At 57.4% G+C, this 26,133-nt stretch carries 38 protein-coding genes and 1 tRNA gene; 6 read left to right on the forward strand and 33 right to left on the reverse strand.

Annotated features, from left to right (window positions below; all coding sequences use genetic code 11):
- The 31 genes from Q0J75_RS03000 to Q0J75_RS03150 form a co-directional block, all read right to left on the reverse strand.
- Positions 1–230: hypothetical protein (locus Q0J75_RS03000; protein ID WP_297196647.1), on the reverse strand; the 230-nt coding region annotated here is incomplete at its 3' end.
- A 9-nt stretch (positions 231–239) separates the two neighbouring features.
- Positions 240–629, reverse strand: a complete 390-nt coding sequence (locus Q0J75_RS03005) for a hypothetical protein (RefSeq protein WP_297196649.1) — start codon at positions 627–629, stop codon at positions 240–242.
- A gap of 1 nt (position 630) precedes the next feature.
- Complete coding sequence (locus Q0J75_RS03010) at positions 631–2,211, reverse strand: hypothetical protein (protein WP_297196651.1); 1,581 nt, start codon at positions 2,209–2,211, stop codon at positions 631–633.
- A gap of 4 nt (positions 2,212–2,215) precedes the next feature.
- Positions 2,216–2,767: a Gp15 family bacteriophage protein gene (locus Q0J75_RS03015; RefSeq protein WP_297196653.1), complete on the reverse strand. Its 552-nt coding sequence runs from the start codon at positions 2,765–2,767 to the stop codon at positions 2,216–2,218.
- Positions 2,764–3,186: a hypothetical protein gene (locus Q0J75_RS03020; protein ID WP_297196655.1), complete on the reverse strand. Its 423-nt coding sequence runs from the start codon at positions 3,184–3,186 to the stop codon at positions 2,764–2,766. The genes Q0J75_RS03015 and Q0J75_RS03020 overlap by 4 nt, the downstream gene beginning before the upstream one ends.
- Positions 3,187–3,189: 3 nt before the next feature.
- Complete coding sequence (locus Q0J75_RS03025) at positions 3,190–3,702, reverse strand: hypothetical protein (protein ID WP_297196657.1); 513 nt, start codon at positions 3,700–3,702, stop codon at positions 3,190–3,192.
- A complete protein-coding gene (locus Q0J75_RS03030; RefSeq protein WP_297196659.1) occupies positions 3,695–4,129 on the reverse strand; it encodes a minor capsid protein in 435 nt (144 codons plus the stop codon). The genes Q0J75_RS03025 and Q0J75_RS03030 overlap by 8 nt, the downstream gene beginning before the upstream one ends.
- On the reverse strand, positions 4,126–4,554 hold the full coding sequence (locus Q0J75_RS03035) for a minor capsid protein (protein WP_297196661.1): 429 nt from the start codon (positions 4,552–4,554) through the stop codon (positions 4,126–4,128). The genes Q0J75_RS03030 and Q0J75_RS03035 overlap by 4 nt, the downstream gene beginning before the upstream one ends.
- Positions 4,551–4,865 carry a hypothetical protein gene (locus Q0J75_RS03040; protein WP_297196664.1) on the reverse strand — a complete coding sequence of 105 codons (315 nt, stop codon included), beginning with the start codon at positions 4,863–4,865 and terminating at the stop codon, positions 4,551–4,553. The genes Q0J75_RS03035 and Q0J75_RS03040 overlap by 4 nt, the downstream gene beginning before the upstream one ends.
- Entirely contained in the window at positions 4,847–5,221 is a 375-nt protein-coding gene (locus tag Q0J75_RS03045; RefSeq protein WP_297196666.1) for a hypothetical protein, read from the reverse strand. The genes Q0J75_RS03040 and Q0J75_RS03045 overlap by 19 nt, the downstream gene beginning before the upstream one ends.
- A gap of 14 nt (positions 5,222–5,235) precedes the next feature.
- The gene (locus tag Q0J75_RS03050) at positions 5,236–6,096 is read right to left on the reverse strand and encodes a hypothetical protein (protein ID WP_297196668.1); all 861 of its coding nucleotides are present in this window, start codon (positions 6,094–6,096) and stop codon (positions 5,236–5,238) included.
- 17 nt (positions 6,097–6,113) lie between these two features.
- Entirely contained in the window at positions 6,114–6,674 is a 561-nt protein-coding gene (locus Q0J75_RS03055) for a phage scaffolding protein (protein ID WP_297196670.1), read from the reverse strand.
- Between the two features lie 113 nt (positions 6,675–6,787).
- Complete coding sequence (locus Q0J75_RS03060) at positions 6,788–7,900, reverse strand: phage minor capsid protein (RefSeq protein ID WP_297196672.1); 1,113 nt, start codon at positions 7,898–7,900, stop codon at positions 6,788–6,790.
- Entirely contained in the window at positions 7,894–8,082 is a 189-nt protein-coding gene (locus Q0J75_RS03065; RefSeq protein ID WP_297196674.1) for a hypothetical protein, read from the reverse strand. Before Q0J75_RS03065 ends, Q0J75_RS03060 begins: the two co-directional genes overlap by 7 nt.
- 4 nt (positions 8,083–8,086) lie before the next feature.
- A complete protein-coding gene (locus Q0J75_RS03070) occupies positions 8,087–9,484 on the reverse strand; it encodes a hypothetical protein (RefSeq protein WP_297196676.1) in 1,398 nt (465 codons plus the stop codon).
- A 1-nt stretch (position 9,485) separates the two neighbouring features.
- Positions 9,486–10,721 carry a PBSX family phage terminase large subunit gene (locus Q0J75_RS03075; protein WP_297196805.1) on the reverse strand — a complete coding sequence of 412 codons (1,236 nt, stop codon included), beginning with the start codon at positions 10,719–10,721 and terminating at the stop codon, positions 9,486–9,488.
- A complete protein-coding gene (locus tag Q0J75_RS03080; protein WP_297196678.1) occupies positions 10,714–11,187 on the reverse strand; it encodes a terminase small subunit in 474 nt (157 codons plus the stop codon). Before Q0J75_RS03080 ends, Q0J75_RS03075 begins: the two co-directional genes overlap by 8 nt.
- A gap of 80 nt (positions 11,188–11,267) precedes the next feature.
- Entirely contained in the window at positions 11,268–11,480 is a 213-nt protein-coding gene (locus Q0J75_RS03085) for a helix-turn-helix domain-containing protein (protein WP_297196680.1), read from the reverse strand.
- Complete coding sequence (locus tag Q0J75_RS03090) at positions 11,473–12,222, reverse strand: hypothetical protein (RefSeq protein ID WP_297196682.1); 750 nt, start codon at positions 12,220–12,222, stop codon at positions 11,473–11,475. The genes Q0J75_RS03085 and Q0J75_RS03090 overlap by 8 nt, the downstream gene beginning before the upstream one ends.
- A gap of 409 nt (positions 12,223–12,631) precedes the next feature.
- A complete protein-coding gene (locus tag Q0J75_RS03095) occupies positions 12,632–12,877 on the reverse strand; it encodes a hypothetical protein (RefSeq protein ID WP_297196683.1) in 246 nt (81 codons plus the stop codon).
- Positions 12,874–13,455: a hypothetical protein gene (locus tag Q0J75_RS03100; RefSeq protein WP_297196685.1), complete on the reverse strand. Its 582-nt coding sequence runs from the start codon at positions 13,453–13,455 to the stop codon at positions 12,874–12,876. The genes Q0J75_RS03095 and Q0J75_RS03100 overlap by 4 nt, the downstream gene beginning before the upstream one ends.
- Positions 13,456–13,469: 14 nt before the next feature.
- The gene (locus Q0J75_RS03105; RefSeq protein WP_297196687.1) at positions 13,470–13,679 is read right to left on the reverse strand and encodes a hypothetical protein; all 210 of its coding nucleotides are present in this window, start codon (positions 13,677–13,679) and stop codon (positions 13,470–13,472) included.
- A 525-nt stretch (positions 13,680–14,204) separates the two neighbouring features.
- A complete protein-coding gene (locus tag Q0J75_RS03110; protein ID WP_297196689.1) occupies positions 14,205–14,603 on the reverse strand; it encodes a hypothetical protein in 399 nt (132 codons plus the stop codon).
- Complete coding sequence (locus Q0J75_RS03115; RefSeq protein WP_297196691.1) at positions 14,600–16,321, reverse strand: PcfJ domain-containing protein; 1,722 nt, start codon at positions 16,319–16,321, stop codon at positions 14,600–14,602. The genes Q0J75_RS03110 and Q0J75_RS03115 overlap by 4 nt, the downstream gene beginning before the upstream one ends.
- 13 nt (positions 16,322–16,334) lie before the next feature.
- Complete coding sequence (locus Q0J75_RS03120; protein WP_297196693.1) at positions 16,335–16,688, reverse strand: hypothetical protein; 354 nt, start codon at positions 16,686–16,688, stop codon at positions 16,335–16,337.
- Positions 16,689–16,788: 100 nt separating this feature from the next.
- Entirely contained in the window at positions 16,789–17,634 is an 846-nt protein-coding gene (locus Q0J75_RS03125) for a DUF3102 domain-containing protein (protein ID WP_297196695.1), read from the reverse strand.
- Positions 17,635–17,650: 16 nt separating this feature from the next.
- Positions 17,651–17,986: a hypothetical protein gene (locus tag Q0J75_RS03130; protein ID WP_297196697.1), complete on the reverse strand. Its 336-nt coding sequence runs from the start codon at positions 17,984–17,986 to the stop codon at positions 17,651–17,653.
- Positions 17,983–18,132, reverse strand: coding sequence for a hypothetical protein (locus tag Q0J75_RS03135; protein ID WP_297196699.1), 150 nt, complete (start codon positions 18,130–18,132; stop codon positions 17,983–17,985). Before Q0J75_RS03135 ends, Q0J75_RS03130 begins: the two co-directional genes overlap by 4 nt.
- A 60-nt stretch (positions 18,133–18,192) precedes the next feature.
- Complete coding sequence (locus Q0J75_RS03140; RefSeq protein WP_297196700.1) at positions 18,193–18,444, reverse strand: helix-turn-helix domain-containing protein; 252 nt, start codon at positions 18,442–18,444, stop codon at positions 18,193–18,195.
- Between the two features lie 85 nt (positions 18,445–18,529).
- Positions 18,530–18,724 (reverse strand): hypothetical protein, encoded by a 195-nt coding sequence (locus tag Q0J75_RS03145; RefSeq protein WP_297196701.1) that lies wholly within the window; start codon positions 18,722–18,724, stop codon positions 18,530–18,532.
- 75 nt (positions 18,725–18,799) lie between these two features.
- Positions 18,800–19,021: a helix-turn-helix domain-containing protein gene (locus tag Q0J75_RS03150; RefSeq protein ID WP_297196702.1), complete on the reverse strand. Its 222-nt coding sequence runs from the start codon at positions 19,019–19,021 to the stop codon at positions 18,800–18,802.
- Positions 19,022–19,176: 155 nt separating this feature from the next.
- Between Q0J75_RS03150 and Q0J75_RS03155 the strand changes: the two genes are divergently transcribed.
- The 6 genes from Q0J75_RS03155 to Q0J75_RS03180 all read left to right on the forward strand — a co-directional run bounded on the left by Q0J75_RS03155 (position 19,177) and on the right by Q0J75_RS03180 (position 24,610).
- Entirely contained in the window at positions 19,177–19,983 is an 807-nt protein-coding gene (locus Q0J75_RS03155) for a helix-turn-helix domain-containing protein (RefSeq protein WP_297196703.1), read from the forward strand.
- Positions 19,984–20,087: 104 nt separating this feature from the next.
- Positions 20,088–20,648, forward strand: coding sequence for a PH domain-containing protein (locus tag Q0J75_RS03160; protein WP_297196704.1), 561 nt, complete (start codon positions 20,088–20,090; stop codon positions 20,646–20,648).
- A 128-nt stretch (positions 20,649–20,776) separates the two neighbouring features.
- A complete protein-coding gene (locus Q0J75_RS03165) occupies positions 20,777–21,502 on the forward strand; it encodes a hypothetical protein (RefSeq protein ID WP_297196707.1) in 726 nt (241 codons plus the stop codon).
- A 117-nt stretch (positions 21,503–21,619) separates the two neighbouring features.
- Complete coding sequence (locus Q0J75_RS03170; RefSeq protein WP_297196711.1) at positions 21,620–22,816, forward strand: tyrosine-type recombinase/integrase; 1,197 nt, start codon at positions 21,620–21,622, stop codon at positions 22,814–22,816.
- A tRNA-Ser gene (locus tag Q0J75_RS03175) sits at positions 22,790–22,881 on the forward strand. The genes Q0J75_RS03170 and Q0J75_RS03175 overlap by 27 nt, the downstream gene beginning before the upstream one ends.
- A 133-nt stretch (positions 22,882–23,014) precedes the next feature.
- A complete protein-coding gene (locus Q0J75_RS03180) occupies positions 23,015–24,610 on the forward strand; it encodes an MBL fold metallo-hydrolase RNA specificity domain-containing protein (protein ID WP_297196713.1) in 1,596 nt (531 codons plus the stop codon).
- Between the two features lie 350 nt (positions 24,611–24,960).
- Here the strand turns inward: Q0J75_RS03180 and lepB are convergent, their stop codons facing one another.
- Positions 24,961–25,566: a signal peptidase I gene (gene lepB, locus Q0J75_RS03185; RefSeq protein WP_297196715.1), complete on the reverse strand. Its 606-nt coding sequence runs from the start codon at positions 25,564–25,566 to the stop codon at positions 24,961–24,963.
- A 111-nt stretch (positions 25,567–25,677) separates the two neighbouring features.
- Positions 25,678–26,106, reverse strand: coding sequence for a DUF4176 domain-containing protein (locus Q0J75_RS03190; protein ID WP_297196717.1), 429 nt, complete (start codon positions 26,104–26,106; stop codon positions 25,678–25,680).
- Positions 26,107–26,133 lie beyond the last annotated feature (27 nt).

A 26,133-nucleotide genomic window follows, 5' to 3' on the forward strand; every position in this document is an offset into this window, starting at 1 on the left:
ACATAGAAGGTGCCCAGCTGCCGGTCCCGGTAGTAGTAGACCAGCTTATCGTTGGGGATGTAGTGGGTCAGGGAGGTATCGTCGCTGTCCACCTCAAACTCCAGCGTGTCCGCCGCCAGAGCGTCCGAGACGGGAGCCAGCTCCATCAGGCCGTCTCCGGCGGTGAGCTGATAGGGAGCGTCCAGGGCGTCGGAGAACTCCTTCCCGGCATACACGATTCTGTTGCGCACACAATCACCTCAGTCTGGAATCCGTTGGGGTCTGGTGGCGGTGAAGGTCACCTCCAGATCCCCCCACAGATTCTTTGCGTCTCCCATTCTCTTCAGGGAGTCATTGACTTCTTCGATATATGCCTCGAACGTAAGAGTGGTCTGTCCATACGGCATGACCACATTGTGACTATCCACCGGGGCAGTCAGGATTTCGTACAGGCTGTCGTAGTCCTGGCCTCCCATATCCCTTGTGCCAAGCGTCATCTTATAGTCATAGTAGGTACCGGTCAGATCCCGTATCTTCCGTCCGGATATGGCCGTCCCCTCGTTGTCTCCACCCCGAAGCGTGGCACTCCGCTCCAGGCTGATTACCGCGATATTAAACTGCTGTCCGTCAACGGAAAACACTGTTTTCATCTCACACCTCGGTTAATTTCATGCCCTGCCGTCCGGCTTCCTCATCCAGTGAAAATTTGAAATCTCGCATAAATCCACCGCCCTTGTGAAGATAGATATGGAGAGCCCTGGCGCCTCCGCCTTCTTCCCGAACGATCTGCCGGATGAGCCCCTCGGGGGCTTCCAGGTTTCGGCCGTTTTTCTGGTCTCCCAAAACCGCCAAAAACTCACCGTTGGGCGGAATCACCGCACCGGTAGCCAAGGCCGGTATCCCCGTCATTTTGGGGCTATAGCTGCTGGGGTCCAAGCTTTGTGTCACCGAACTGCCCAGTTCCTTGACCCTCTGCTCCGCTGAATTGATGGCAAGGATCATAGCCGCAACGCCGCCCGCAATCAATGCCACCGCAACTCCCAGCGACAGAGCCGACTGGAACGCACCCACCGCCAGAGCCGCAGCAAAGGCAGCTACCGTGATTGCTCCCAAAATTACGGTTATTTTTTCAGCGTCGTTCATGGAATCCCATACGCCGGCGGCTTTCAGCAATAAATTGAACAACAATCCAAATGCTACAAATGCCAGCCCGGTACTGGCTTTTGTCATAAGCATTGCCTTATCCACAGACATCAACGATGTGGCCAGCCCCTTGATTGTATCCATTGCCTTTACCGCCCCCAGCGCGGCAACTCCACCAATGATAGCTGTAAAAACATCGTCTATATTATCCATTCCGGACACCCAGTTTACCGCGCTGGTAGCCATTTCTGTAAGTTTGGTCAGCACGGGAGATATAGTGGTCGCCAGCTCCGCAGTTGCCTCCTCCAGCTCCAGCGTCACGTCTCGACCCTTGACCAACTCCGGGTTGGCTGCCGCCCATCCCTCATAGACCCCTTTCAGCGGCCCTTGCGTCAAAATGTTCAGCGCCAGTTCCTGCTTCTGGGCTTCGGTGGTACACATGGCAAGGTTTTTATTGAACGTCTCCGCACTGTATCCGATCCTGTCCAGCACCTCGGCAAACTGTCCGGTTGCCTCTCCAGTGGCCAGCGTCTCCTGGAGGCTGTCCGCCAAGCTCTCGATCTTAATGGTGTCAGGGAAGCTAATGGCAGCGTTTGCCAATCCTTCTACCGCCTGCTGAAGGCGATTTTCCGGCACACCGGCAGCCAAGAGGTTGGATACCGCCTCAATGCTGCTGTCTGTCTCCCCGGATACCGTATTCAGTCGCTGCATGGCCTCTCTGGCCGTTTCCAGGCCCATACCCGCCATGCGGGCATTCTGGTCCAGCATGGACAGATCGCCCCGCAGCTCCTCCGTGGACGACATCATATCCATCAGCCCGCTTCCAAGCTCCATCAGCATATCCGCCGCAAAGCCTGTGCTGATCGCGTCTCCAACCTCATTGATGGATACCTTCAGCTTATCCAGCTCATCCTCAATGCCACTGGCCGCGCGGTCTGCGTCACGCTCCGCCTCACGGAAGCTGTCCCCGATGCTTTCTACCTCAGCCCCCGCTTCACGGGCCGCCTTTTCCACTTTCTTGGTATCTCTCTGGATCCCCTTGGCGTCAATTTCGGTATCTACAATAATAGATCCGTCAAAGTCCGGCATGTGCTCACCCCCTCATCCACCGGTCAAATTCTGCCTGTGCCCTGTCCCGCTCGGGATCCGGTTCCCGCAGCTCCAGAAGATCGGCACTATCTACCCACAGCCTTTTTTCCTCCTTGGTCAGCAGGCCTTTCTCCTTGCGTCTGCGCAGGCTGACCATGTGCTGAAAGGTCGTGTCCTCCCGCAGATCCAGAAACATCATCCGGAATTTCCACCAGTGCATCCGCGCCGTCTGGAGATCTACTCCGTGGGTCTGGAGGATCGCGGAATAGATATACGCCCAGTCCTGGGTAAAGCTATATGTACGGCCGCCCCTTGGCTCTCTCGGCGTCTCCCCACAGTCCAGAAACCGGATCCCCTCCCGCACCGCCCTTTCAAAATTTGGCGGCTGCTCCTGATAGAGCAGCTTACAGAGTATCAGCTGTTTCTCAAAGCCGGTCAGGCGCGGGTCTTCATAGGCTACCATGATACGCAGACCCACCCGAAAATCGGTATTGAGCGGGCAGCGCACCCCGCTGATCCGTACCGCCTCCGGAAAGGTGCGCAGAAGCGGATTCATTCCATCACGTCTCCCTCCGGCTCCTCAAGGTAGCGTTCCAGCTCCCCCTGACGCGCGCTGCGAATGTACGGCGTCACGCCACGAAAAAAACGGGCTGCCATCCCTACGCTGTCCCTGTCTCCAAATACAGTCTGCGCTGTTCCCGGCCCAAAGGTACGGTCGATTCCCTCCCGCAGCACTTTGAACGCCTCCCGGGTAAGGGCCAGCTCTGCCTTGGCCTTCTCCAGCTTGCTCCCAGGCCCCTTTGAAATGGCAGCCGCACGGGTCTTAATCTCCTTCCGCCGTGCGTCAAATTCCGCCGCCAGCTCATAAAAGTTTTCGGCAAAAGAAACATCGGTTGGGTAGAACTCGATCACCCGGCTCTCATCGTTGTCAATGCACAGGCGTACTGCCTTTTCCGTGATATTCAGATTATCCACGCTCTACCCCTCCGGTGTGGGGGTAAAGGTCAATTTTCCCCCCGCAATGGCTGCCGTGCCGTAGGTCCGCTCCCCGATCCAGTGGATATTGTAGGGAATCTGCAAGCCCTTTGTATTCCCGCCGTAGGACTGCACCGCCACAATAGCCTTCTGTGTCCATGCGTCATACTGCCCCTCACTGCCAGCAAAGATATTGACGCAGCAGAAGTTCTTCTCCACATCAGTCAGGGTCTTTTTATTCCGTACCACGCTGTAGAGCCAGGCAAACAGCTTGCTCTCCCGCTTGGCGTAGTAGGGCTCCACAGTGGTCTGCTCCTCGTACTTGTCCAGAGTGGTGGCGGTAACTCCGGTAACATCTGTCACCGTCTCCACATTGGGATTCATCTCCAGGGATAGCTCCTCAATGCGATCTCCCTGAAGCTCCCACTCCGGGGAGTCCGCCTCTCCCACATCCGCAAACAGTTTGAATTCCGCACGCTTTACCGCGCCGGTTCCAGTAATGGTCGGATCAGCCATACGGCGCAACCTCCTTCTTAATGGTCAGTTCAATCTGTACTTCATACAGTCCCGCCCCGTTCTGAGATATGTCATAGAGCGTGGCATACTGTACCGCCATCGCCACCACGCAGTAGCGCCCAGGCAGTTCTGGATAATTTCCCTTATCTTCCTGATCCTCCAGCCAACCGGCCAACGCCTCCAGGAAATCATAGCTTTCCGCCCGGTCCGCTTCATCCACCGCACACTCCAGCGCAAAGAAGTGATATCGGCTGGTGTAATACCGGTTTCCTGTCACGTCTTGTGTGGCTACGCCGCCCCCGGCCGGCGCCAAGGAATAGGAAGGTGGCTGCGCCCGTGTCAAGTCGGTAAGCACCTCTCCCAGCGGGCGCAGCTCCATCCCCTCATAGCCCTCCAAAAAGCTTTGAAGCGCCTGTAAAATACTCATGCTTTTCCGCCTTTCCGATAGGCCCGGTTCGCATCCTCCACGATATCCGCCCCATGCACCCGCTTCATACGGTGGAACCATCTGGCGCCCCGTTTAGGTGCTCCATGGAACTTCAGCGTTTCACCGGTATATTCCTTGGGCGCTTTGGAGAAAAAGCCCACCAGCTGTCCATTCTCATGCAGGGGGATATTAGGTCCCATGACCTTGCCTTCATAGAGATAGTGGGCCTGCGGCGCGATCCACCGCACCCGGCCGGAGCCCACCTTCGTTCCCGTGATACCGCTATTGCGCAGTCCCCCGGACTGGAACGGCAAAAAGGGCTCGCTGTAGCGGAGGACTCCGGAGTCGATTGCCCTCTGCGCCCGGTCTAATCCCGCCTTTGTTTTTCTCTCAAAGGGCGGATTCCAGCGAAACCGGATGCTCATCCCGCTACCGCCTCTACATGGGGCAGTCCGCCGAACTCCAGGCGATCCGCTGCGCTTACTCTGAGCCCACCCAGAGCCACGATATCCCGAGCCGTATTTACCGGCTCCCCTATTGCTCCCATAGCCACATAGTCCCCAGCCCTGACTTGCGCTGTAATTGGCAGATAGATCTTGACTCCATTCGCTGCCGTGGCTCCGGTTTTGCGCAGCTGTTCTCCCCGCCGGTCCTCCCACAGGCACCCCTTCACTATGCACGGGCTGTAGTGCTCATTGTCATCCCGGCACCAAACTGTCACGGTATGCGGCCACACAGCGTTTCGCCTCCCCGATACATCAGGCCGGTATTCACCAGCCACCGCCTCGCCGCGGCCCATTGTTTCTGCGCCGGGCTTCCTGTCTGGGTGTAGGTGCGCGACCAGGAGCCCACGCTTTCCGAGGCAATGATACCCCCTGCGTGTTCCCGCTGATCGCGCAGCTCCTCCGCCACAGCACACATGGCCATCCGGCATCGCTGGCCAAGTTCTTCTGAAAGTGGCGCCTCTGTCCTGCCCAGAGTCATCTCATCCAGGCAAGCAGAAGCGTCCCTACTCAGTGCGGGCCACTCTTCGGCGCTGATCTTGTCCCCCTGATACGTATCGCGGTAGAACTCGTACTCTACCTTCAGCATGACCCGCTCCTCTTTCAGCCGCTTACCTTGCGGACATAGGCCAGCTTTTTGTTGGTTACTTTATAGCCGGTGTTCATCTCCACCTGCGCCAAAGAGCCGGCGAATCGCTCAGAGTCAATGATACGGGCCACCTCAAAGTTGCTTACCACAGACAGCGCCTCATGGTAATACATGACGTACTGTACCGTGCTCATGTCAACCGTCTGCTGAGATCCGGCGGAATCGTAATACTTGATGCTGCCGGTGGCTCCGTTTGCCTCCACGAAGGTAAAGCCCAGCCACTGTCCCACGTTTCCGGTAGAGGCAATCCGGTCATTGGTGGTGGGCGTGAAGTCTTTCCCCGCAGCCTTGAGCACCAGACCGTAGTACTCAGGGGTACACATGACCACGTTGGCCCGCCCCTTGCCCTTCACCAGTTCAGTTCTGGTGTCGATGAGGTCGGACTTCACCGTCTCCTCCGTGATAGCCGAGACGGCGGTTGCAGCGGTCCCCTCCTGGGCCAGGCAGGCGATACCGCACTGCATCCATCCCTCCCGGCATTCCTGGATGGCGGTGGCCAGATACTCATTGCCAGCATCAAACGCCACCGCGGCGGCCTGCACGCCATAGATCTTCTTGGACTTCTGGAAATTATTGTTGAGCTGAATGGGAATCAACTCATTGGAAGCCTCCTCGTCGGTAAAGTTCCGACCAGGCTTGCCTGCCTCCACCGCGCTGGTGGCCAGCTGATGGACAAAGATCTGGCCGGCAGGTCCCACTTGGTACTTATCCGTACAGGTCACACCAGGCACCAGGATGGGGTTGAAATACAGATTAGGCTCCAGAATGGCGGAATACCGCTCATCCACATGGAGGGTATTGTAGGTAACGGACATTGTTCACAACTCCTCTGCTAATTTTTCTTGTAAAACGGATTGTTGGCATAGAAGGCGTCCAGATCCCCGCCCCCTGCCGGCGTTCTGTAGACCGGATTGCCCGGCTTGACGATCTCCGGAGCAGGCTTATCTCCCTCGAACAGATAGCCATCGGACTCCTTCAAGGCTTTCAGCTGCTCGTCCAGGCCCACCAGCTTCCCATCCACCATTTTCAGGCTATCCCGGTCAATGAGCTTAGCCAGCTTCTCCGGATTCTTGGCCTTTGCCTCTGTCAGAGCTGTGCGGATGGCGTAGTCAAACCGAACAGCCTCCACCTTCTGGTCAGCCTCTTGCTGCATCTGCTGGGCCTTGGTCTTCCACTCCGGGTCGTAGCCTTCCAGCTTTCCGTTGGCCTGCGTGAGCTGCTGCTGGAGCGCACTGACCCGGGCCTCGGCCGCATCCAGCTTTTCTTTTCCGACATAGCCTCCGTCCTTCAGATTGACCAGCTTTACGCCTTCCGCCGCGTCCAGCTTCTCCGTCAGCTGCTCAAAGGTCAGGGGACCGTTCCCAAACATAGGCTTCAGATATTCATAACTCATACCTTTTCCTTTCCCGCCCGCGATTTTACTTGTAAACGCGCGGCCACTCCGCGCCGGGGCGTCCCGGCATTTTAAGCCCGGCCGGGGAAGGGCGGATATTGAACTCCGGACGCTCAGCCGCCAACCCGCTCGCGGTCATACTGGCGTTTGAGCCCGGTCTGTTCCACAAAGTCACTCTGGAGCGCCCGCCAATGCTTTAGCTTCGCTTTTGCCTCCTCTTGAGGCTTCCCGGCGGCTTCCATGGCCTGCTGCTCCCGTTTCCAGCGGCGGATCTGCCGCTCTATGTATCTCTGGCGCTGGCTGGCCTCGTACTCAGTCAACTTTTCCCCATTGTAGGTGATGGTCTTTGCCTCCATCTGTTTCAGCTCCTCGGCCCCGTAAGTGCGGAACATGCCCTCAAAATATGGGTGGAAGGAGTGCCGACAGTTCCAGCCGCCCAACCCAGGCCCGGTGCCGTATCCGGTCTCCTTACGGAAGTCCGGATATTTTCCAGACTTTCCAGATCGGCTGAATACCTTCCCCTGCCACTTGGCATGGGAAGGACGGGCACCACTGTGGGCGGTGGTTTCCACCAGGTCACTGTCCATTTCGTTGGCCAGCGTGTCCTGGAGCTGTAGAGCTGTCTGATTTACGCCAGTCACCACGTTCATGCGCACAGCGGCCTCCACGGATATAGTGCGGTTTGAAGCATAATCCACGGTTGTCAGCCCTTGGCGGGTTAGGTCCTTTACAGCGTTCCGGATGGCAGTATTTGCGTCAAATCCGCCAGTGTTTACCTGAAGCCACGCCCTATCCAACACCTCTCGGAACTGCCCACCGCTGTCCAGGGCGGTGGTGCGGGTCAGGTTTATAAAAAGGCCTTTGGTTTGGCGGAGCCCCGCATTGAGCACCTGCTGGAGCTCTTTTGACGTATTAAGGGCGGGTGGATGCAGACCAGCCTTTCGGTAGTCCGCCTGGTCGCTGACCAATGCCTTCCCACCAGCCTCCCCGAAGAGTTGCCGCAGCTCCTTCTCGCTACGCCCGGTGAGCTCTGCCAGCTTTTGAAGGATGTACGCCTGTTCAGCCCCCATCTCCTCCAGCATTCTCATCTGGTGCTCCGCTGCTGGGATAAAAAAGTCATACTTTGAGATCCGGCGGGCCATGTCTGCCAGGATATCCGCCTCCGCCTGGCTATAGAGTTCCACCATTGCCTCCGGTGCGTCCTCCAGATATCTCGGCGTCAGCATATCTCTCCACCTCCGTAGGTGCATTTCCCATCCCGCCAGGCCCCGCATCCCCCCTTAGCGCAGTCCATTGGTTTCTTAGTTTCCACCAGAACGTGCTCATGGAATGTGTTGCGTCCATCATCGTCGTATTCGTAGCGGTTTTGATTGGCCTGGACCACATGGCAGATATATGGACAGATCACATCCTCACTCCTCCTGAAAACGTAGCATAGGGGCCGGCTCTGGGATGTATTTCTCACGTGCCTCCTTTTCGCTGACGCCAAAATACCAGCCCACCAACTGCTCCGGCCGCAAGTACCCGCTGTCCACCAGGCTCTTACGCCTGGCAAACTCTACACCTGTATCTTCAAAGATGGCGTCTCCGAACGATACAGACGGCTCAATGATTCCCGCCGGCGCCAGTCCGTACAGAGTGGCGTACACGTCGTAGGCGTTTATCAGGTCCAGCAATCCCTGGCGCAGACCATACTCCTGAATGCTTTTGGTGGTGTTGTAGGTCTCCTTATCATCGCTCACGACCTGGGTTGCGGTCATGCGCCCAGTCTTTATGTCAAAGGAAAAGGTCCCAGGCGAAAAGCCTGTCTGCCGCTCCAGGAGCCGACACTGGATATCAATCGCCCTTTGATACTCATCCACCCGCAGGGTTGGCGTATAGTCCCGGAATGGGTCTCCCTGTCCCAAATCGCCGGTCAGGTCCATGGCAAGGTACAGATCTGTTGTCTGGTCTTTAAAGGGCACCCCGCATCCGTTCGTATCCGGCTTGATTGCCGTTCGGTCAACGATACGCTTGCGCTTGCCCGTATGCACCTCCCATAGAAATTCGCTGTAAATGCGGTCCAGCTCTGACATCGTATCCATTGCCCTGGCATACAGGCTTACCGGCAGACGGCTTGTTTCATCCACCGTGTTTGCCATTGGCATACGCAATTCTCCGAATAGAGGACGGTCTACACCGCGGATAATTACATCTGGCTCCAGGCCAGCCCATTCCGGCACTTCTGTAAGGGATAGTTCCCCTCCCAGAGTATCCCCGGTACTGTACCAATAGGCGCGGTTTTGGAGATACAGTCCGTCTGGCTGGAGGTCAAACGCTTCCACCCGCACCACCTTCCTGCCCCGCAGTGTGGAAAAGTCTGTGAAGAATCCAGCCTCAGTCACCGCCGCCCCGTTGATCCGTGTTGGATAGATACGGTCTGCCGGCACCACCTCAGTATAAATATTCCCGCCGGATGGATATGGCTTTAACACCACCCGCCCTCCGGCTCCAGCCAGTTGCACCGCGTTTTTGAGCTGTGGCAATAGGAAACGAGATATCTGGCCATTGATCCACACGCCCCGGTCTGAGGCCCCTGCGTTTATGGCAATCTCATTGCAGGCCAAGGTAGACATATAATCCGTGACACTAATTGGCGTGTTGGTCACCCGGTACCCTGTTTCCAGCCACGCAGGCCGTTGGTAAAACGCTAAAAGCCAGGCAGTGATGGCGTTCGCCATTTTCTCCGACACCTGGAGACCGCCTGGTGCCGCTGGTGCTCTCTTGAACATACCCTTCACCGCCTTTCCCATCCAATACAGAAAATCCATGCTATTCGCCCCTTTGCTTCCACACCGGCTGCATTCCATAGCGCACCGCGTCAATGTGGTGGTTTTTGGCGTCCGGGTAAGATGAGATCAGATTCCCCTCCTTATCCCGCTCGAACTCATACTCACTGAATTCCTTTGCCGACTTTGGGCACCTGTCCGGATCTATGATAATGGCCGCCAACCGTCCCAGCCATTTCATGGAGTACTCCACACTGCCTGGCCCCTTGGCCGCCCCACGGCAGTTCAGCCCGTATGCTTTGTAGTCTGCCACACTCTTTGGCTCCGCACTATCCGCCGTCAGTAAATCGTATGGCGTGATCCGCTTCTCCTCCTGAAGAATCCGAGCGGTTTCCTCGTTTCCCTTTCTGTAGGCCTCTGCCTCGTCGAAGATATAGAGGGTCAGTCGGGCCGCGTCATAATGCATGCAGTTATAGGCCCACGGGTCTGGATAATATCCCCAATCAATTCCACGGTAAATACGGTCGAACCGGGCCAGTTCGTCGTCCGTGATAGCACGCAGTTGTATATTTTCAAACACATTTGCCCCGCCGCCGGTGACCTCCCCCAGGTACTCATTCCGGTAGGCCAGTGGGTGGAGCTCCTTCAAGTGCTCCGCATCCGCCAGGAAGCGTGTCCCCAGCCACTCCGGCGGCGTCTCCAGATAGGTGCTGTGGTGTTTCACCTGCCCCGGCTTGCTCTCTCTGGCGTACTGGTTGGCCCAGTTGGCCGCGCTGGCCGGCGGGTTAAAGCTTTTGAACGTAATGGCGATGGGTCCGCCCCGGAGTAGAGACTGCTCCACGCTGCGCACCTCTTCCGGCCCACGGAACTGATCCAACTCCTCAAAGTGAACATAGGCCACATATCCAAACGGCAGCTTGATGGACTTTAGGTTGCCCGGGTCATCCAGACCAAAGAACATGATCTTCTGCCCTGTTGGCAGGTAGGTCAGCTCCATTGGGGAAACTGTGGCCCGCCACCGGCTACTCACCCCCAATGCGCCAGCCGCCCAAATATACTGGTTATAGACTGTGCGCCTCAGAGTGTTTTCCTTCCGGCGGAGCACCACAGCGTGAGTATCCGGATGGCGCATCATCTGCACCTCAATTTCCTCGGAGATATACGAAGATTTAGCGCCTCCCCGTCCTCCCTGACATAGAGCCTCAGACACACTGCCAGATCGGATCTGTCTGTGTAACTCGAAGAAGGCGGGCGGCATGACTTCAGACAGCTTATACATCGTCGACAATGGTAACGCCCCCACCTCCACCGTCTTCGTCCCGCTCGAATACGCCCATAGGCTTTCCCAGCAACTCCATGGCTTTCAACGCGCCTTTTGAATCAAACTCATATGTACCTGACTCCACCCATTCTCCCAGTTCCTGGTCGTACTTCATCACCGGCGTAGCCGTCATACACCGGCGATAAACTTCCATTATGTTCAGCCTAATGCTCTCCGGGCTAAGTCCCAACTGGCGGCACAACTCATTCGCGCGCGCGCGCCTGTACGCGGAGACCTTAGGCGATCTTAGCAGCTTGCACGCCTGCACGGCCGCAGAGGTGTTTTTCTTTCCGGGGGTGTACCCGGCCCGGATAGCGGCCTGAGTGCCGTTTCCGTCCTTGTCGTACTCCTCCACAAAGAGGCGCTCCCTCCGCGTCAGCAGCCGTTCCAGCTCCTCCAGACCCATATTTTCGTACTCGGTCATAGCACCTCCCCCAATCAAACACACCCCGTACTGGAAGCATACTACACATCCGGCACGGCGTGCCCAATTTATCGGGCACGCTAAAAATTTTCTTTTCGCCCCAGCAGGTAGTCGGCCGACACGTCAAAATGGTCGGCCAACAGGCAGATGGTCTCGGTGGATGGGTCGGCCTCTCCCCGCTCGTAGACCGCGATCATGTTCTTGCTCAGTCCGCACAGCTCGGACAGGGTGCGGCGGCTTAGCCCTTTCCGCTCCCGCAGCCGTCTGAGCCGTACCGCAAAGGTCTCATTCATCCTGCTTTTTCCTCCTCCCGTGACGTGCGGTATGGTCTGTCAGCGGCATCACCCAACGTATGTAAGCCGATGAAAAGCCCGCCTCTGTGTCCTCCCGGATTTCGCGCTCTACGATTCTGGCCGACGGGGGCACCTTCACCGTCCCCGCTCGTTTGACGGGAATAGGCGTGGAATATTTGGGCTGCTTAATGCCCTGAGAGTGGGACCAGGCCCGCCCCCCGCCGTACCCCGCGTTTCGGATCATGTACCGGGCCACAGCCGTGTAGTCCCCTGTGGCGTCCAGGCGGCGGTAGGAGAACTCCTCCGGCGGCCAGTGCTTGGCAATCAGATCCCAGTCCAAAGCATTCATGACCACATGGTGGTGGAGGCGGACCGGCCGGCCTGTCTTGGTGGAGGTGTTGGCCGTCACCAGCCACCAGGTCAATTTCTGTCCGGTGGCCTTTTTGTATGCCCTGGCCAGCCGCCGGATGAAATTGCGGGCAATCCGCTTTGCATCCTTCTTGGTGGCAGGCAGGCGGCCGTCTGAGTATTTCAGCGTGAGGAACAGATCCCCGCCCTTACAGTTGGCATTGAGCTGCCTGGCCAGGATCAGCACCGCCTCTTCCTCATTGCGCTTGCGCTGCTTGGGGGAGGACGTTCCCCGTTTTCCCCCTCTGGCCGGATGTCCCCGTGTCTCCATCATCACATCGCGGACCTCTACAGCACGGCCGGATGTGATCCGATAGCGCATTAACTGTTTCACGCTGCTCTCCTCCTTCTACTCTGGTGGTCGAGATATTAGCGGTCTAAGAGCCCCGCATAGGAACGCGCGCGTCCCTTCCTTTATAATGAATGGTCCTCTACGCTGCCCCCGGCATACTGGGGGTACCGGACAGGATCATGTCCAAAGGGGCGGGCTCACCGGCCCGCCCTCTTTTGAGTTCCTTTATTTTCCTTTTTCTTTCCGGCTCCTCGATACTTGGCTATGATCTCTTTTTGTTCTGTCTCGCTGGTCCTGGCAATCAGCTGTCCGTAAGTCATCTGCCGCCTTCGGGCTTCGATACACAGCGCGATCAAATCCACTCCCGCCACATAGGTTCCTTCTTTCTTTATCCTTTTCTAAAAGAGCAAGCGCAATTTGCACCTGAGCCCTGAGCCCCAGGCGCCGCGGGTCAAGTTCCATGCAGCATCGCCTCCAGGCTGTCAAAAATCTGCGTGCTGTATTGGCCAGGCCCCCACCGCTCCAGGCGCAGCACCATGGGCACCTTCCAGACTGGCGCCGCCCGCTGTGTGCTGACCCTGATGCGCAGTCGCATCGATGGCACTTGCAGTTCTACCTCTACCATCTTTTTCTTTGATAGTGCATCCTGAAGTGCGTCTCTGCCTTTCCTGGTCAACAGGCTTGTCCACTGATTCATGGCCCAAGCTCCTTGGTCCGCTCGAACTGGATCACCCACACCCAAGGGTTGGCCCCCCATCCGTAGGCAGCCCGATCTGCTGGCTTGATGGTGGTATCCCATAAAGTAGAAAAATCCTGTACAATGTCCGTCTCCATCTGCCTGTATAGGATTCCCTCTGCCAAACAATCAAAATATTTCACGTCCCGCAACCGCTCCACGCGAACCCCGGTGACCCGCAGGAAGATTCGGGCGGCCTCCCGGGGCATATGGATGGACGGATTCCAGTGGTCCCAGGCATAAAGAACAGAGGGCACATCAGCTCGATACAGGAATATATTCTTATCAGTTCCTCTTGCAATTTCTTCTTTGCTTGGATGTGCCCACGTCTCCCTCACCCACAGGATATCGCCCGGTTGATAGGGCGGTCGGTAAACCCGCTCATCATCAGCACTCGCAAAGCATCCGGGCCAGCAGCTGTCCTCTCCCATTTGCGCCGGTTGGCCCACCGGCTGCGGCTTCACCACCCGGCGGGTGACGGTCTTGCGGCCCTCCAGGATGGCCCGGACCATATCGGTATGAAACAGAATCGGCTTCACAGCAACCTTCCCCCTTATGTCTGTTTCTTCTGATCCAACAGCGCGGCCAAATGGTCATAGTTGGTAAGAAGTGCCTCCATATGCTCCACGGCATTGCGCAGGATCGCGCAGCCATGTAACGAGCAGTTGTTCTCATACCCACAGCCCACACAGGCCAGGGAGCCGGTCTGGACCTTCAGCTTCTTCACTGCCCGGAGCGTCGTCGTGTAGTCCATTGTAGTCAATCTGATTCCCTCCTTTGCTCCGGCCCTCTGCCGGGCGCCCCGCTTTTCCTACCATTATCCCGCGTGGAACGCAGGCCTTCAGATCGGCAGGGCCCCGGCAGACAAAGAGAAAAGAGAGTTCGGGTGAGCGGACGCTCTCACCCGGCAGAGGGCCGGAGTTGGTCATGTTACTTCTTTTCCGCCGGTTGTTTCAGCCACCACTGGATGCTTTTCCCGTGGGGACACACACCGTCTGCAAAATCGCACTCATTTAGATGGTGCTGTGTACCATCCTCTTCCGTTACCTCTACGGTAGGACAACAATCGCAAAAGGTTGTTTTGAATATACTTTCCCAGGGTTCATCCCCTTCAATGGAGATCCGATCCAAAAAGGCAGCCAGCTCCTGGTCGCTCATAGCCCTGATCCGGTCGGCATTGGTCATAGGAGGCTTGAATGCTCCGCACTGAACTACTATTTCGTTGGGTTCCCGGTGGTGTCTGCAATCGGCCACGCACCTATCGCAAAGATTAAGTCCCATCTTTCTTTCACCCCCTCAACCGCTTTTTCAGCTCGGCCCAGGCCTCCGGCGTGCGCGGCTTCCCGCATTGAGGACAGAACGCGGCGCCACCCTGGATAAACGGGCCTTCTTTGAGGCGCGCTTCTTCATTCTCCCACGCCCTGTAAGAAATGACGTTGCTGGTTTCGCAAATTGGGCACCCCCACGCCTCCCGGTCGATGTGGGCAGGTTGGTAGGTGTAGAACTTTACCCCTTCCATCTTTTCTGCGTACATTGAAATAAGCCCAGGCGTCAAAATGTACCCACGGATGCAGAGACACCAGTACCCGTCCCAGCCTTCAACCGTTTTGTTTTGGATTTCTGCCCATACAGGTGTAGGACGTTCCATCCCTCGCAGCTGCTCCAGGGTCAGCAAATCACCGATCATGCCGCACCAACTCCTTTTTGCTCTGTCTTCCCGGTCCCGGCGCGTTTGGGCAGCTTGGGCGTGCCGTCCTCATTCCGCTTGCTGCCCGCCCGGAGCCAGCGCAGCCAGGCGTCCAGAAACGCCTTGTGGACCTCCCGGGGCTTGGGACTGCCCGGCAAGGTGTCGTTGTGGTAGCCGTGGATCTGCCGGATCTGGTTGCCGTCCATCTCAATGGTCACATAGGGGGTGCTGGGGGCGCTGGACCTGCGCAGAAACAGGATGGTGGTGACCCCTCTCATGTGCCGGTCGGCATAGCCGCCCACACAGTGGCACAGCATCTTGCCCTCCCGCTTGATGGCCGCTGCCGTGGTGGGGAATACGATCTTCCACCCGTCCAGCTCAAACTCATACTTCAGCCGGCGGGCCCGGCGGTTTTGGGCCTGGCTGACCTCCTGCCGCTGGGCCAGCTGCTCCATGGTCAAATCGTGGGCGGTAAACAGCTCCGGCGGCCACAGCACCCGGCTGTGCTCCAGACAATAGCCCAGCTGGTAGGCCCCGTTCAGATAGTCCCGGTAGATCTCAAACAGGTCCGCGTAACAGACCGCCTCGATATGGTCCCGGTCGAACTCCCCGCCCAGATACCGGAGAAAACGGTCCGGGTCCAATCGGTACCGGTTCAGAAACCGGAGGACCTCCATGGGGTCCAAGTGGTTCCCCCACAGGTTGCAAAAGTCCATGCAGAAGGGCAGGCTCCATACATCGCCCCAGTGCCGCCCCACGTAGTTGCGTACCTCCAGGGTCTTCAGGGGCGGCTGCATCCCCATCAGGAGGGACAGCTCCCGCTTATTCAGCCGGAAGGATTTGCGGGGGTCCGGCTCCTCCCAGCACATGGCTGCGGCGTTCTTCTTGCGGCTGTATATGAGATCGTTCAGCGGCTCCCAGTACCCCGCCTTGGCCAGCATCTCAACCTGCCTGGGGTAGATGGCGTAGGCGGTCAGGTAGGAAATGAAATCGTGGAAGCGGGCGGCATATCCTCGGGGCCCCATTGGCCGGTACTGCCAAAGGTCAAAATAGCCGCAGTACCGGAACAGCGGGTGCCCCTCCAGGGCCTCCCGGTTGAGAATGGAATAGGCCTCGTAGCGATACCAGGAGAGGCTGCCAAACTTGAAGGGCTCCTGTACCAGCTTCCGCCGCCCCAGCTTGTCCCGCTCGTAGGTGATGTAAGGATGTTTGTCATCCCACTGGTGATCCACCTGCATCACCTCTCCCTGGGTAAACCGGTAGCCGCTGGAGCACCAGGCGGTGGGGCGGGCGGTGAGGTCCGCCTCGTTGGCGTAGTCCTTCCGCAGGGCCAAGGCGTCGGCATAGAGGGCGCCGTCCTGCACATGGAGGAGTACCGTCAGTTCCACCCGGCGCAGGGTCTTCCGCTTTCTGGCCTTGGCCAGGTCGATGACGGTCACGGCCCGGCCGCACCAGGGACAGGTCCAGGATTCTTTGTGTTTCAGGTGGTCCAGCAGGTCCCGGTGCTCCGGCGTCTCAGTCCGGGGCAGATAGGGCCGGTACTCCTTATGGCCGCAGCAGGAGGAATACAGCCTGACCCCGCCCAGGCCCATCAGTTCCCCCTCTTTGCGGAAAAACAGGTAGTGGGGGAACAGATCGTTCATCCGCGTGAGATCTTCCGCCGTCACGGCGGGCCAGCTGTTGAGCAGCTCCCGTTCCCGGTCCGTATAGTCTGACATTCTGCCCACCCCCTCAGAAGAAGTCGGACAGGTCCAGCAGGATGCCCTTCCGATCCGGCCCGGTCTCTGCCGGCTCCAGCTGGATAGACATGGAACACTGGACCTTTGCCCCGTCGAAGTAGAAGGCCGCCGCCCGGCGGTAAGCCTCCAGATCGGAGATGCAGTTTCCCACCCCCTGGGCCACCGCCTTCATGCAGTCTGGGAAGGAGCCGCCCTGGGCCACCGCCTGGGCAAACTCCTCATTCTGGCGGCAGAACTCCAGCAGGGCGTCCCGCACAGCGCTTTTCATGGCGGACTCCTTGTGTCCGGTGACGGCCTTGTATTCCTCCTTCAGCCGGGCCTCCGCCTGCTCATACCAGGTACTCACTTTGCACACCTCCCAATTTGCTCAGACAGAGCCATTAGAGCCTTTTCCATGATCTGGGCAGTGTCCTGGTCCTCCCGGCCCCGCGCATGGAAGAGTAGTTTCAGCATCTGGTTGGCGTGATCCTTGGCCTGGTTGAAGAACACCTCAAACTGGGCCAGGTCCTTGTCCCCGGCCAAGTTCTCCCGCTTTTCCGCTTTAGCCTGCTCTCCCAGCTTGCGCTGGGCTGCTGCTTCTCCCTGGCCTTGTCCAGCTTGGCCTGCATCCCGGCCACAGCCTCGGCACGGGCCTTCTCAATGGCAGCCTGGTCCACCACCGTCTCCACCGCCACGTCCACCGGCTGGGCCTTCAGGTCAGCCAGTTCAGCCTCCAAACGGGCCACGTCCTGCATGGCCTGTTCCCGGGCGTCCTGCGCGGAGGCCAGACTGGCGTTGAGCATCCCCATGTCCTCCGCCATCTTGGCCCGGGCCTGTTCGGCGGTATGCTTGTCGGCCTCCGCCCGCTGGGCGGCGGCCCTGGCCTCGTCCCGCTCCTTGATGGCCTGCTCCAGCTGGCGGGTGGACAGTTCCTCCACATGGTGCTCCTCGACAAAGGCCTCCCGCTCGTCCGCGGGGATGGCCAGCAGCCGCAGGGCCTTGGTATAGCTCAAATTCCCAAGCGCTTGGGAATTTGCCCCGGCGCCGAACATGGACTGCTGGGGGGCGCCGTACTCCTCAAAGACTCGCATCAGATTGTTGGCGGTGGACTGGGAATACCCCACCTGCTCCTTGATGTAGTCCCCCCACTGCCCATGGGGCAGGAGAGACTTGACCTCCACCAACCGGCGGCCGATCTCGATGGCATAGCTCAGCAGCATCTGCTGGGCCTGATGCTGCAACGTGCGGATCTCCAGCGTGACGGTCTCCACCGACCTGGCCGGAGGGCTTTCTCTGGTGCTGATCTCGTTCATATCATCCATCCTCCGATCATTTCCGCATCCCCGCCCGTCTGTCGGCTTTGGCCCTGCTGGCACACTCCCGCCGGTACAGCTCATTGACCCGCTCGCAGTCCGGGCAAAAGGCGGTATAGTCTCCCGGTCGGCCGAACTCCTTACCGCAGCGGCGGCACCGGGGCTTGGCCGCTGTGCCCAGCTTCTTGACGGTGCAGTTGCAGGCCTCAGTCCGCCAATCCGCGCCCCAGTGCCTCACGGCCGCCCATACTGCGCTCTCCGGGCTCAGGGAGTTGACTTCCAACTGCCCATACTCCGGGTGGCGCACCTCATACCGCATGACCGGCCCGCTGGTCTGTGCCTGTCTCCTCATAAGATACTCACCGCCCCGGCTGCCCCCAGGATCACCCCGGCCAAAACCAGCAGCGCCATAAGACCAATGCCGATCAAGTTGGCCCGGACCCGCTGCTGCCGGCGCTTCTCCTCGCGGGTGACTCTTTTACCCTGATAGATGTACATGGTATTTCCTCCTGTGTATGTCCCGGCACGGTTTATCCCGCGCCATTTTGCCAGTGCTGCCTATATGCTTACTACCTTCATTCCAGGCTTGTATTGGAACCGGCCCACCTTCATTCCGGGCTCCAGCTCCGGCGGTTTGACCGCCTGATTTTCCAGATAGGCGGCTACTTCATCAGCCTTGAAGCGAATACACCGCCCTACCTTGTAGGCCGGCAGTCCGTCCCGCTTGGCGGCCAGCCGGTACACTGTCTGCACACACACGCCCCAACGTGCTGCCACGTCCTGGGCTGTGAGCATTGTCTCTTGGATCATGGGTATACCTCCTTCATGTGCCGGGTCCACCCGGCGGCGCTTGCCCACCTCCCACCTCCCGAGGTTGAAGCTATCCCCGATTGACTTACGTCTCCGGCCTGGTATCCAGGCCGGAGATTTTAATCTCATAGGAGAACCGCTCCTTGCCTTCCTTGACCCGAAGCCGGTTTTCCCTGGTCAAAGCAGCCTTCAGGGCATATACCGTATCTTCACCCAGGGCCACGGGGGCCATGATTGTGATGTGGTTCTGCCTTTTCTGGGCCGTTCTGATTGCTATCACTTTATTTACCTCCTTTTGTACCCGCCCCATCAGGAGCGGGGGTCTGCGCTGTGGCGGTCAGACTGGATGCCAACATCATGCGCCGGGCTGGTTGGTCAGCCCAAAAAGCTCATTAGGTGTAACTTCCAGTGCATTGGCAATTGCAATGACGTCCGTATCTTTGATAATCTTCCGGCGGTTCAGAAGTGCGCTGAACTGTTTTTCTGAAAATCCGGCTCTTTCTGCAACGGCACGATGCTTCATTCCTTTTTTCTCGATAATTCTTCTTGTGTTTTCGATAATACCGGTCTGGCTCATAGTATCACCCCTTTTATTTTCTCAAGATTCTTGAGTGCATCCTCATGATAGCTCAACTTTCTTTATGTGTCAATCCTTTTGTCTAAAGATTCTTGAAGTTTTATCTTGACCCTATATAGCAGATGTGATTTAATAAGGGCACAGAGGTGATGCAGATGGGCATTGGACGAAGAATAAAACAAGCCCGTGAAGCCGCCGGACTGACACAAGAAGAACTTGGAAAACTTGTTGGCGTAACCGGCTCGGCAATTACCAACTACGAAAAAGAAACCAGCCACCCAAAGGAGCCAGTCATGTATTCCCTAATAGAGGCTCTTGGTGTTGATGCAAATTTCCTTTTTCAAGATTGTGTAAAAATAAAAAGTGCCCCCTCCGATCTCTCGGAGGAGGCACATAAGATTGCTGAAAGCTATGAACGGCTGACCGACCACGGCAAGGGGGCGGTCAGGGCGATTTTGGGATATGAAGAAACGGCCCTGGTACACTGCTCCCAGCAGGAACAAGCGGCCGGAGAAGCCCTTCCGTTCCCAAAGTCCAGGCGCAGCGGCCCCATGGTGCAGATCAATGTCTACGACCAGCCTTCCGCCGCGGGCATGGGAAACTATCTGGACAAGCCGGATTTTCACGTGGAGCAGTATCCCATCAGCGTGATCCCGCCCAAAACGGATTTTGGCGTCATCATTTCCGGTGACAGCATGGAGCCGAAGGTACACGACGGCGGAACGGTATTCGTCCGCTCCACCCCCAGCGTCGAGCCGGGGAAAATCGGGATCTTCATTCTGAACGGTCAGGCCTACTGTAAGAAACTGGCCGTGGACCAGGATAACCGGCAGATCCGTCTGGTATCCATCAATCCCGCCTACCCGGACATTCTTGTAGGTGAGTTTGATTCCTTCCGCACACTGGGTCAGGTCCTTGGCCAGTGGACGACGGGGTATCAGCAGGATATGCTTGGTTGGTGAACTGTCTGTAAAAATACCCCCTGCTCATGGGACATGGCGGCATTTCATCTGATGGTTTTCTTGTCTTTTTGTAAATCTTTTACTATTGTCTGGAGGGAATATTCATGCCTAGTTCTTTTAGACCCCTTCGCACCGCAGAAGATTTGTATGATTATTGCAAAACCTATGATATGGGCATCGGCTCCTTTAAATTTTGGAGTGTAAGGCATTTTCGCTTAATAGAGGATGAATTAAAACCAAACGAGGTTGTTTTTACCGCTTTTGTGGGCTTAATCAATAAATTCAATTATTCATTTGCCATCACAAACGATCGAATCCTTCTGTCCAAGCAAGCCCTTGTCGGCAGTTTTGTCAAATCCATTTCCCTTAAGAATATCAACGACATTACACTGGAAAAAGGCCCTATACACGGCTTTATCGAGATTGACACCGCAAAAGAACGTGTGAAAATTGTGGTGCTTAAGAACTGCGCCGACAATATCCATGAGTGCATCCACAAAGCCCTTGATATGGCAAAGCAGTTTTCCGCTTCAAAGGCATCCGAGGCCACAGCCTCAGCTTATAGTGAGGCGGATGAGCTTGCAAAGTTCAAAAAACTTTATGACGATGGAGTCATCACACAGGAAGAATTTGAGGCCAAGAAGCGGCAGCTTTTGGGGCTTTAAGTCTACACAAACAAGTGCGGCTCCCGCTCGGGGACAGAACCTACACCGTCCCCGGCAGCGGCTGAACCTACCGGCCATATCCATCCGCCGCGGAGCGGAATGTACAGAGAAAAGAGAGGATGTTCGTTATGAATGGCAAGGTCTTACTGCTCTTGCCCACAGCACTGCTATTAGCCGCCTGCTCGGCTGACCCTGCTGTCCAGTCTGCAACTCCGTCCCAGCAGGCCCAGCAGGCCCAACCTTCCCAAAGCGCCGCGCCCGTTATGGAAAGCGCCCCCGTTGATGAAAACGCTTATATCCTGGAGGCCTGCTCCAGCTATGCTTCCGGGGAATATATCAAAATATCCGGCATGGATGGAAAAACTACCATTGACCTATACGATCCTGAGACCGCCGTGCAGCTGGTCAAGGCAAAGAGCGCATCCGCTATGCCTGATGGATGGGACTCTCTCCGGGACGGCATCGTGGCTCTTTCCGCTGACCTGGACCCCCTTTCTGGGACAAGCACGGTCTTGATCTACCTGAAAGACGCGGAGGAGGGTGATATCTATCTCACTGCCTCCGGCGGCTCTGTCATATACGACGCATTTACTGGACAGGCCCCAGCCGTATACAACGCACCGACGATCAGCCTGGCGGAGTTTAACCAGATCTCCACCGGAATGAGCTATGACGAGGTGGTGGCCATTATCGGTTCCAGTGGAACGCTGCTTTCAGAAACGGATCTTGGCCTTGGTCCTGAATATGTCACGGCCATGTGGACGTGGGAGGGAGAGGGCTCTCTGGGCGCAAATGCCAATGTTATGTTCCAGGGCAATGAGGTCTCCAGCAAGGCACAATTTGGGTTGGAATAAAATAAGTGCCGCCCCCGGTGCTGCAACACCGAGAGCGGTCACATGGGTAGGAAGGTGAAAGGTTTGGACAGCCCCTTCACCCTCCTAGAATATCATACTTGTAGGAGGGTTTCAAGCATGGCAAGGCGTGCAGAATTTTATTTTGATGAAAAGACCGGATATTACCGGAAGCGGCTCAAGCTCCAGAACGGCACCTACAAAGATGTAAGGGCCAAGAGCAAGGAGGACCTACGGGCCAAACTCTATGAGCTGGAGACGGCCCAACGGATGGGCCTAATCCTGGATGACAAAACCACCGTGGCCCAGCTCCTGGCCCAATGGTATACCAACCGCAAAGACGGCCTTTCCTATTCCCGGCGGCGGGATTATGTAAATGCCATCAATAATCACATCTGCCCCATCATCGGTGGATACCAACTGAAAGCGGTCAAGCCGGAGGACTGCCAGCGCGTCATGGCGGCTCTGGCTGGAAAATCCCATTCCCTCCAGGTCAAGGTGCTAGGCGTTATGAATATGGCGTTTGACTGCGCTGTGGAAAACGGCCTGATTTTCCGCTCGCCCAGCACAAAGTTGAAGGCGGGCGGCACCCCTACCGCCGAAAAGGTCCCCCTTACCCCCGAGCAGTGCGACGCACTGGAAGAGGCTATAAGGGGCACCCGCGCATACCTGTTTGTGCTGCTGGGCCTCTATACCGGCCTGCGCCGGGAGGAAATCTGCGGCTTGCGCTGGAGTGATGTGGAGCTGAACGCCACAACCCCTCATCTCACAGTAAACAATGCTGTGCGCTTTGAGGGCGGAAAAGGCATCTTTCCTTCCCCTCTGAAAACTAAGGCAGCCCACCGCACTATCCCCCTGCCCGCTAAGCTGACGGATGCCCTGCGCTCCGCCAAAGCTAACAGCAATAGTGTTTTTGTGGTACCAGCCAAAGACGGTACCAACGCCAGCCTCCAGACCGTGCGCAATCTCATGGCAATTATCGAGCGGCGCAGCGTTTGCAATTCTCTAGCTTCTCCAGAAGAAACCAACGGAAAGCGGCGCGGCCCACAGATCCAGCGGATGCTGGATTTTTCCGTCACTCCCCACTTGCTCCGCCATACCTATATCACCCGTCTGTGCCAGTCTAAAATGGATATTAAAAAGATTCAATATCTGGCTGGCCACAGCGATATTAAAATGACCCTTGGTATCTATAGCCATGTAGTCGGAAATACACCGGATGAACTGATCGACGCCGTGGAAAATGCCTTTTCGGGGCAAAACTCGGGGCAAAAGGAAAATGCTCAACACGAAAATGTATTGAGTATCAATGGATAGACCGTTTTTCTATATTATGCTTCACACGCAAGGGGTCACAGATTCGAGTTCTGTCGTCTCCACCATAAAAAAGGACATCCGATTTGGATGTCCTTTTTTATTATGTTTCCCTGCTGCACAGAAAAGCCCTTCTCCCCTTGCGGATTTGAACCGCCCGTATTACAATGGGGTTGTACAAAACTGACAAGGAGGTGCCCCATGAAACTGACCTTTTTCGGCGCCGCCCGGGCCGTCACCGGCAGCTGCCATTGTGTGGAATGCGGCGGGAAAAAGATTCTGGTGGACTGCGGCCTGCAGCAGGGCCGGGACGAGCGGGACAACCAGGAGCTGGACTTCAACGCCGGGTACATCGACGCGGTGGTGGTCACCCACGCCCATATCGACCACTCGGGCCGTATCCCCCTGCTGGTAAAGCAGGGCTTTGAAGGCAACATCTACTGCACCCGGCTGACGGGGCAGCTGCTGTCTATCATGCTGCGGGACTCCGCCCACATTCAGGAGAGCGACGCCCAGTGGGCCAACCAAAAGGGCAGGCGGGCAGGGGCCGAGCCGGTGGAGCCGCTGTACACCGTGGCCGACGCCGAGGCCGCCATCAAACACATCGTTACCTGCGAGTACGGCACCCGTCTGCAAATCGAGGATGGGGTGAAGGTCCGCTTTGTGGACGCGGGCCACCTGCTGGGCTCGGCCAGTGTGGAGATGTGGCTCACCGAGGGGGACGAGACCCGGAAACTGGTCTTTTCCGGCGACATCGGCAACCGGGACCAGCCCATCATCCGGGACCCGCAGTACATCAAGGAGGCCGACTACGTCCTCACCGAGTCCACCTATGGCGACCGGCTCCACGACATGAGCGAGAAGCCGGACTATGCCGGCGATCTGGCCGCCATCATTGACGAAACCCTGGGCAAGGGGGGCAACGTCATTATCCCTTCCTTCGCCGTGGGCCGCACCCAGGAGCTTTTATACTTCATACGGGAGATGAAGGAGCAGGGGCTGGTAAAGAGCCTGCCCAGCTTCCAGGTGGTGGTGGACTCCCCCCTGGCGGGCGAGGCCACCCGCATCTTCTCCGGGGACCTCCACGGCTACCTGGACGAGGACGCCATCGCCGCTCTGAAGGGGGGCGCCCTGTTCCAGTTCCCCGGCCTCACCATCACCGAGAGCAGCGAGGAGTCCCGGGCCCTCAATGAGGACAAGACCCCACGGGTCATTATCTCGGCCTCCGGCATGTGCGACGCCGGCCGCATCCGCCACCATCTGAAGCACAATCTGTGGCGGCCGGAGTGCGCCGTGGTCTTTGTGGGCTTCCAGGCCGAGGGCAGTCTGGGCCGTCGGCTGCTCAACGGGGTCACGTCGGTGAAGCTCTTTGGGGAGGAGATCGCCGTCCGGGCCAAAATCGTCAACTTCCAGGGCCTTAGTTCCCACGCCGACCGGGACGGCCTGCTGCGGTGGATCGAAAGCTACAATCCCCACCCCAAGCAGGTCTTTGTGGTCCACGGCGACGCGGAGGTCACCGAACGCTACGCCAACACCCTGCGCCAGCGGGGGCTGGCCGCCCACGCCCCCAACTATGAGGAGGTCTATGACCTGCTCACCAACCAGATGCTCTCCCCCGGCCTGCCGCCGGAGCAGAAACCCGCCGCCACCCCCGGCGCCTCCCCCGCCTACCAGCGGCTGGAGGAGGTGGGCCGCAAGCTGATGGAGGTCATCGCCCACAACAAGGGGGGCACCAACAAGGACCTGGGCAAGTTTGCCGACCAGCTGCGGGCCCTCATCGAAAAATGGGACCGCTGAATCTTCCCTATGGACGCAAAAAGACCGCAGACAGTTGTCTGCGGTCTTCAGCGTGTCGAGAAACCTCGACACGCTTCTCAAAAATGCAAGCATTTTTTCGAGGAGATGCAGCCCGCCGCGCGCAGCCTTTGGCCAATGGGCCAAAGGCCACACTTGCGGGCTGAGCAGTGTTTTTTCTGAGGCACATGTCCTCAGAAAAAACAGATTTCCACTCTGTTTTGCCGCCTGCGGGCGGCAAAACTCTGCCGAGGGCTTTTTCCTATACAAGAAACGCTTTCCCTCTTGCGTGGATTTTACCTTCTTCGACAGACTAAAGACCGCAGACAGCTGTCTGCGGTCTTTTTCTGTTGTTACGCTACGGCGCTGCCGTGGACGATGGCCCCAAAATTCTGAAAGGGCAGCAGCACCCACAGGGCCCGGCCCAGCACATACCGCTCGTCCACCGTGCCCAGGGTCACGTCCCGGCTGTCGGAGGAGGCGTTGCGGTTGTCCCCCATGACAAAGATGGAGCCCTCGGGCACCACCACGTCGGTGATGGACTCCCGGGGCGGTTCCACCATGACCTCGTTGATATAGGGCTCATCCAGCACCTGACCGTCCACCGACACAGTACCGGCGTCGTAGTCAATGACCACATGCTGGCCGCCGGTGGCGATGACCCGCTTGACGATGGGGCCCTCGGCGGCGTCAAACTCCTTGGTGAGCACCACCACGTCCCCCTGCTTGGGGGTATAGCCGATGCTCTGCAAGAGCAGCAGGTCGCCGTCGTGGAGGGTGGGGTACATGGAACTGCCCACCACGCCGATGATACGGCCCACAAAGGTGAAAATCAAAATCAGGGCCACCAGTACCATCACCAGGGCCTGCAGCCAGAAGTACAGGTCCACCTTCAGGGCGTCCTTCCCCTCCAGCTCCTTCTCCTGGGTCTTGTCTTTTGCCAATGCCATCAGCTCCATACGCTTGAAATATCCAACATTATAGCGCCCTTTTCCCCCGATTGCAAGGGAAATACCGCTCAGCGCCTCCGCTTCCCCGTATCAGCTCCTTGAAGCGCCCTCTGACGCTCCTCACGGCTGCTTCTCTACGATGACGCCATCCTTAATTTCCAATTCGCCCAAATGATTCAGCTTGTCCCGATAGGTAAGCTCCGATTCATCTTCATAGCCCACAAAACACACCTCCGCGATGTCCTCCCGGTTGAAGAAAATCATGGCTTTCGGATCGATGATCCCCTCTGGATAGTAGCAAGCGGAATAGTCATATATGGTGTCTGATCCGGCCATGCTCTGGATGCGGCCGCAAATCATGATGGTCTTATTCCCGTCCTCCAGCAAAACAACCGAACCGACGGGAAGAAACTCCGTCTTAAAATCTCTTGCGGCTGTAGAATCAGACGGCTGTGCTTGGTCGGCTGGCGGCTGAGTCTTGCCGCAGGCCGTCAAAGAAAGGACAGCAGCGAAAAGCAAACATACAAGTAAGGTTTTTTGAAGCCGCATATCTTACCTTCCTTTCTGCCCGATGGC

It is taken from the genome of uncultured Flavonifractor sp. (assembly GCF_944385615.1).
GTDB lineage: Bacteria > Bacillota > Clostridia > Oscillospirales > Oscillospiraceae > Flavonifractor.

Excerpts from the sequence above, each read along its gene's own strand:
- Q0J75_RS03005 (WP_297196649.1), bottom strand. The coding sequence starts at position 629 with ATGAAAACAGTGTTTTCCGTTGACGGACAGCAGTTTAATATCGCGGTA.
- Q0J75_RS03010 (WP_297196651.1), bottom strand. The coding sequence starts at position 2,211 with ATGCCGGACTTTGACGGATCTATTATTGTAGATACCGAAATTGACGCC.
- Q0J75_RS03015 (WP_297196653.1), bottom strand. The coding sequence starts at position 2,767 with ATGAATCCGCTTCTGCGCACCTTTCCGGAGGCGGTACGGATCAGCGGG.
- Q0J75_RS03025 (WP_297196657.1), bottom strand. The coding sequence starts at position 3,702 with ATGGCTGATCCGACCATTACTGGAACCGGCGCGGTAAAGCGTGCGGAA.
- Q0J75_RS03030 (WP_297196659.1), bottom strand. The coding sequence starts at position 4,129 with ATGAGTATTTTACAGGCGCTTCAAAGCTTTTTGGAGGGCTATGAGGGG.
- Q0J75_RS03035 (WP_297196661.1), bottom strand. The coding sequence starts at position 4,554 with ATGAGCATCCGGTTTCGCTGGAATCCGCCCTTTGAGAGAAAAACAAAG.
- Q0J75_RS03045 (WP_297196666.1), bottom strand. The coding sequence starts at position 5,221 with ATGCTGAAGGTAGAGTACGAGTTCTACCGCGATACGTATCAGGGGGAC.
- Q0J75_RS03050 (WP_297196668.1), bottom strand. The coding sequence starts at position 6,096 with ATGTCCGTTACCTACAATACCCTCCATGTGGATGAGCGGTATTCCGCC.
- Q0J75_RS03055 (WP_297196670.1), bottom strand. The coding sequence starts at position 6,674 with ATGAGTTATGAATATCTGAAGCCTATGTTTGGGAACGGTCCCCTGACC.
- Q0J75_RS03060 (WP_297196672.1), bottom strand. The coding sequence starts at position 7,900 with ATGCTGACGCCGAGATATCTGGAGGACGCACCGGAGGCAATGGTGGAA.
- Q0J75_RS03070 (WP_297196676.1), bottom strand. The coding sequence starts at position 9,484 with ATGGATTTTCTGTATTGGATGGGAAAGGCGGTGAAGGGTATGTTCAAG.
- Q0J75_RS03075 (WP_297196805.1), bottom strand. The coding sequence starts at position 10,721 with ATGTATAAGCTGTCTGAAGTCATGCCGCCCGCCTTCTTCGAGTTACAC.
- Q0J75_RS03080 (WP_297196678.1), bottom strand. The coding sequence starts at position 11,187 with ATGACCGAGTACGAAAATATGGGTCTGGAGGAGCTGGAACGGCTGCTG.
- Q0J75_RS03085 (WP_297196680.1), bottom strand. The coding sequence starts at position 11,480 with ATGAATGAGACCTTTGCGGTACGGCTCAGACGGCTGCGGGAGCGGAAA.
- Q0J75_RS03095 (WP_297196683.1), bottom strand. The coding sequence starts at position 12,877 with ATGAATCAGTGGACAAGCCTGTTGACCAGGAAAGGCAGAGACGCACTT.
- Q0J75_RS03110 (WP_297196689.1), bottom strand. The coding sequence starts at position 14,603 with ATGATCGGTGATTTGCTGACCCTGGAGCAGCTGCGAGGGATGGAACGT.
- Q0J75_RS03115 (WP_297196691.1), bottom strand. The coding sequence starts at position 16,321 with ATGTCAGACTATACGGACCGGGAACGGGAGCTGCTCAACAGCTGGCCC.
- Q0J75_RS03125 (WP_297196695.1), bottom strand. The coding sequence starts at position 17,634 with ATGAACGAGATCAGCACCAGAGAAAGCCCTCCGGCCAGGTCGGTGGAG.
- Q0J75_RS03130 (WP_297196697.1), bottom strand. The coding sequence starts at position 17,986 with ATGAGGAGACAGGCACAGACCAGCGGGCCGGTCATGCGGTATGAGGTG.
- Q0J75_RS03135 (WP_297196699.1), bottom strand. The coding sequence starts at position 18,132 with ATGTACATCTATCAGGGTAAAAGAGTCACCCGCGAGGAGAAGCGCCGG.
- Q0J75_RS03140 (WP_297196700.1), bottom strand. The coding sequence starts at position 18,444 with ATGATCCAAGAGACAATGCTCACAGCCCAGGACGTGGCAGCACGTTGG.
- Q0J75_RS03150 (WP_297196702.1), bottom strand. The coding sequence starts at position 19,021 with ATGAGCCAGACCGGTATTATCGAAAACACAAGAAGAATTATCGAGAAA.
- Q0J75_RS03155 (WP_297196703.1), top strand. The coding sequence starts at position 19,177 with ATGGGCATTGGACGAAGAATAAAACAAGCCCGTGAAGCCGCCGGACTG.
- Q0J75_RS03160 (WP_297196704.1), top strand. The coding sequence starts at position 20,088 with ATGCCTAGTTCTTTTAGACCCCTTCGCACCGCAGAAGATTTGTATGAT.
- Q0J75_RS03165 (WP_297196707.1), top strand. The coding sequence starts at position 20,777 with ATGAATGGCAAGGTCTTACTGCTCTTGCCCACAGCACTGCTATTAGCC.
- Q0J75_RS03170 (WP_297196711.1), top strand. The coding sequence starts at position 21,620 with ATGGCAAGGCGTGCAGAATTTTATTTTGATGAAAAGACCGGATATTAC.
- Q0J75_RS03180 (WP_297196713.1), top strand. The coding sequence starts at position 23,015 with ATGAAACTGACCTTTTTCGGCGCCGCCCGGGCCGTCACCGGCAGCTGC.
- lepB (WP_297196715.1), bottom strand. The coding sequence starts at position 25,566 with ATGGAGCTGATGGCATTGGCAAAAGACAAGACCCAGGAGAAGGAGCTG.
- Q0J75_RS03190 (WP_297196717.1), bottom strand. The coding sequence starts at position 26,106 with ATGCGGCTTCAAAAAACCTTACTTGTATGTTTGCTTTTCGCTGCTGTC.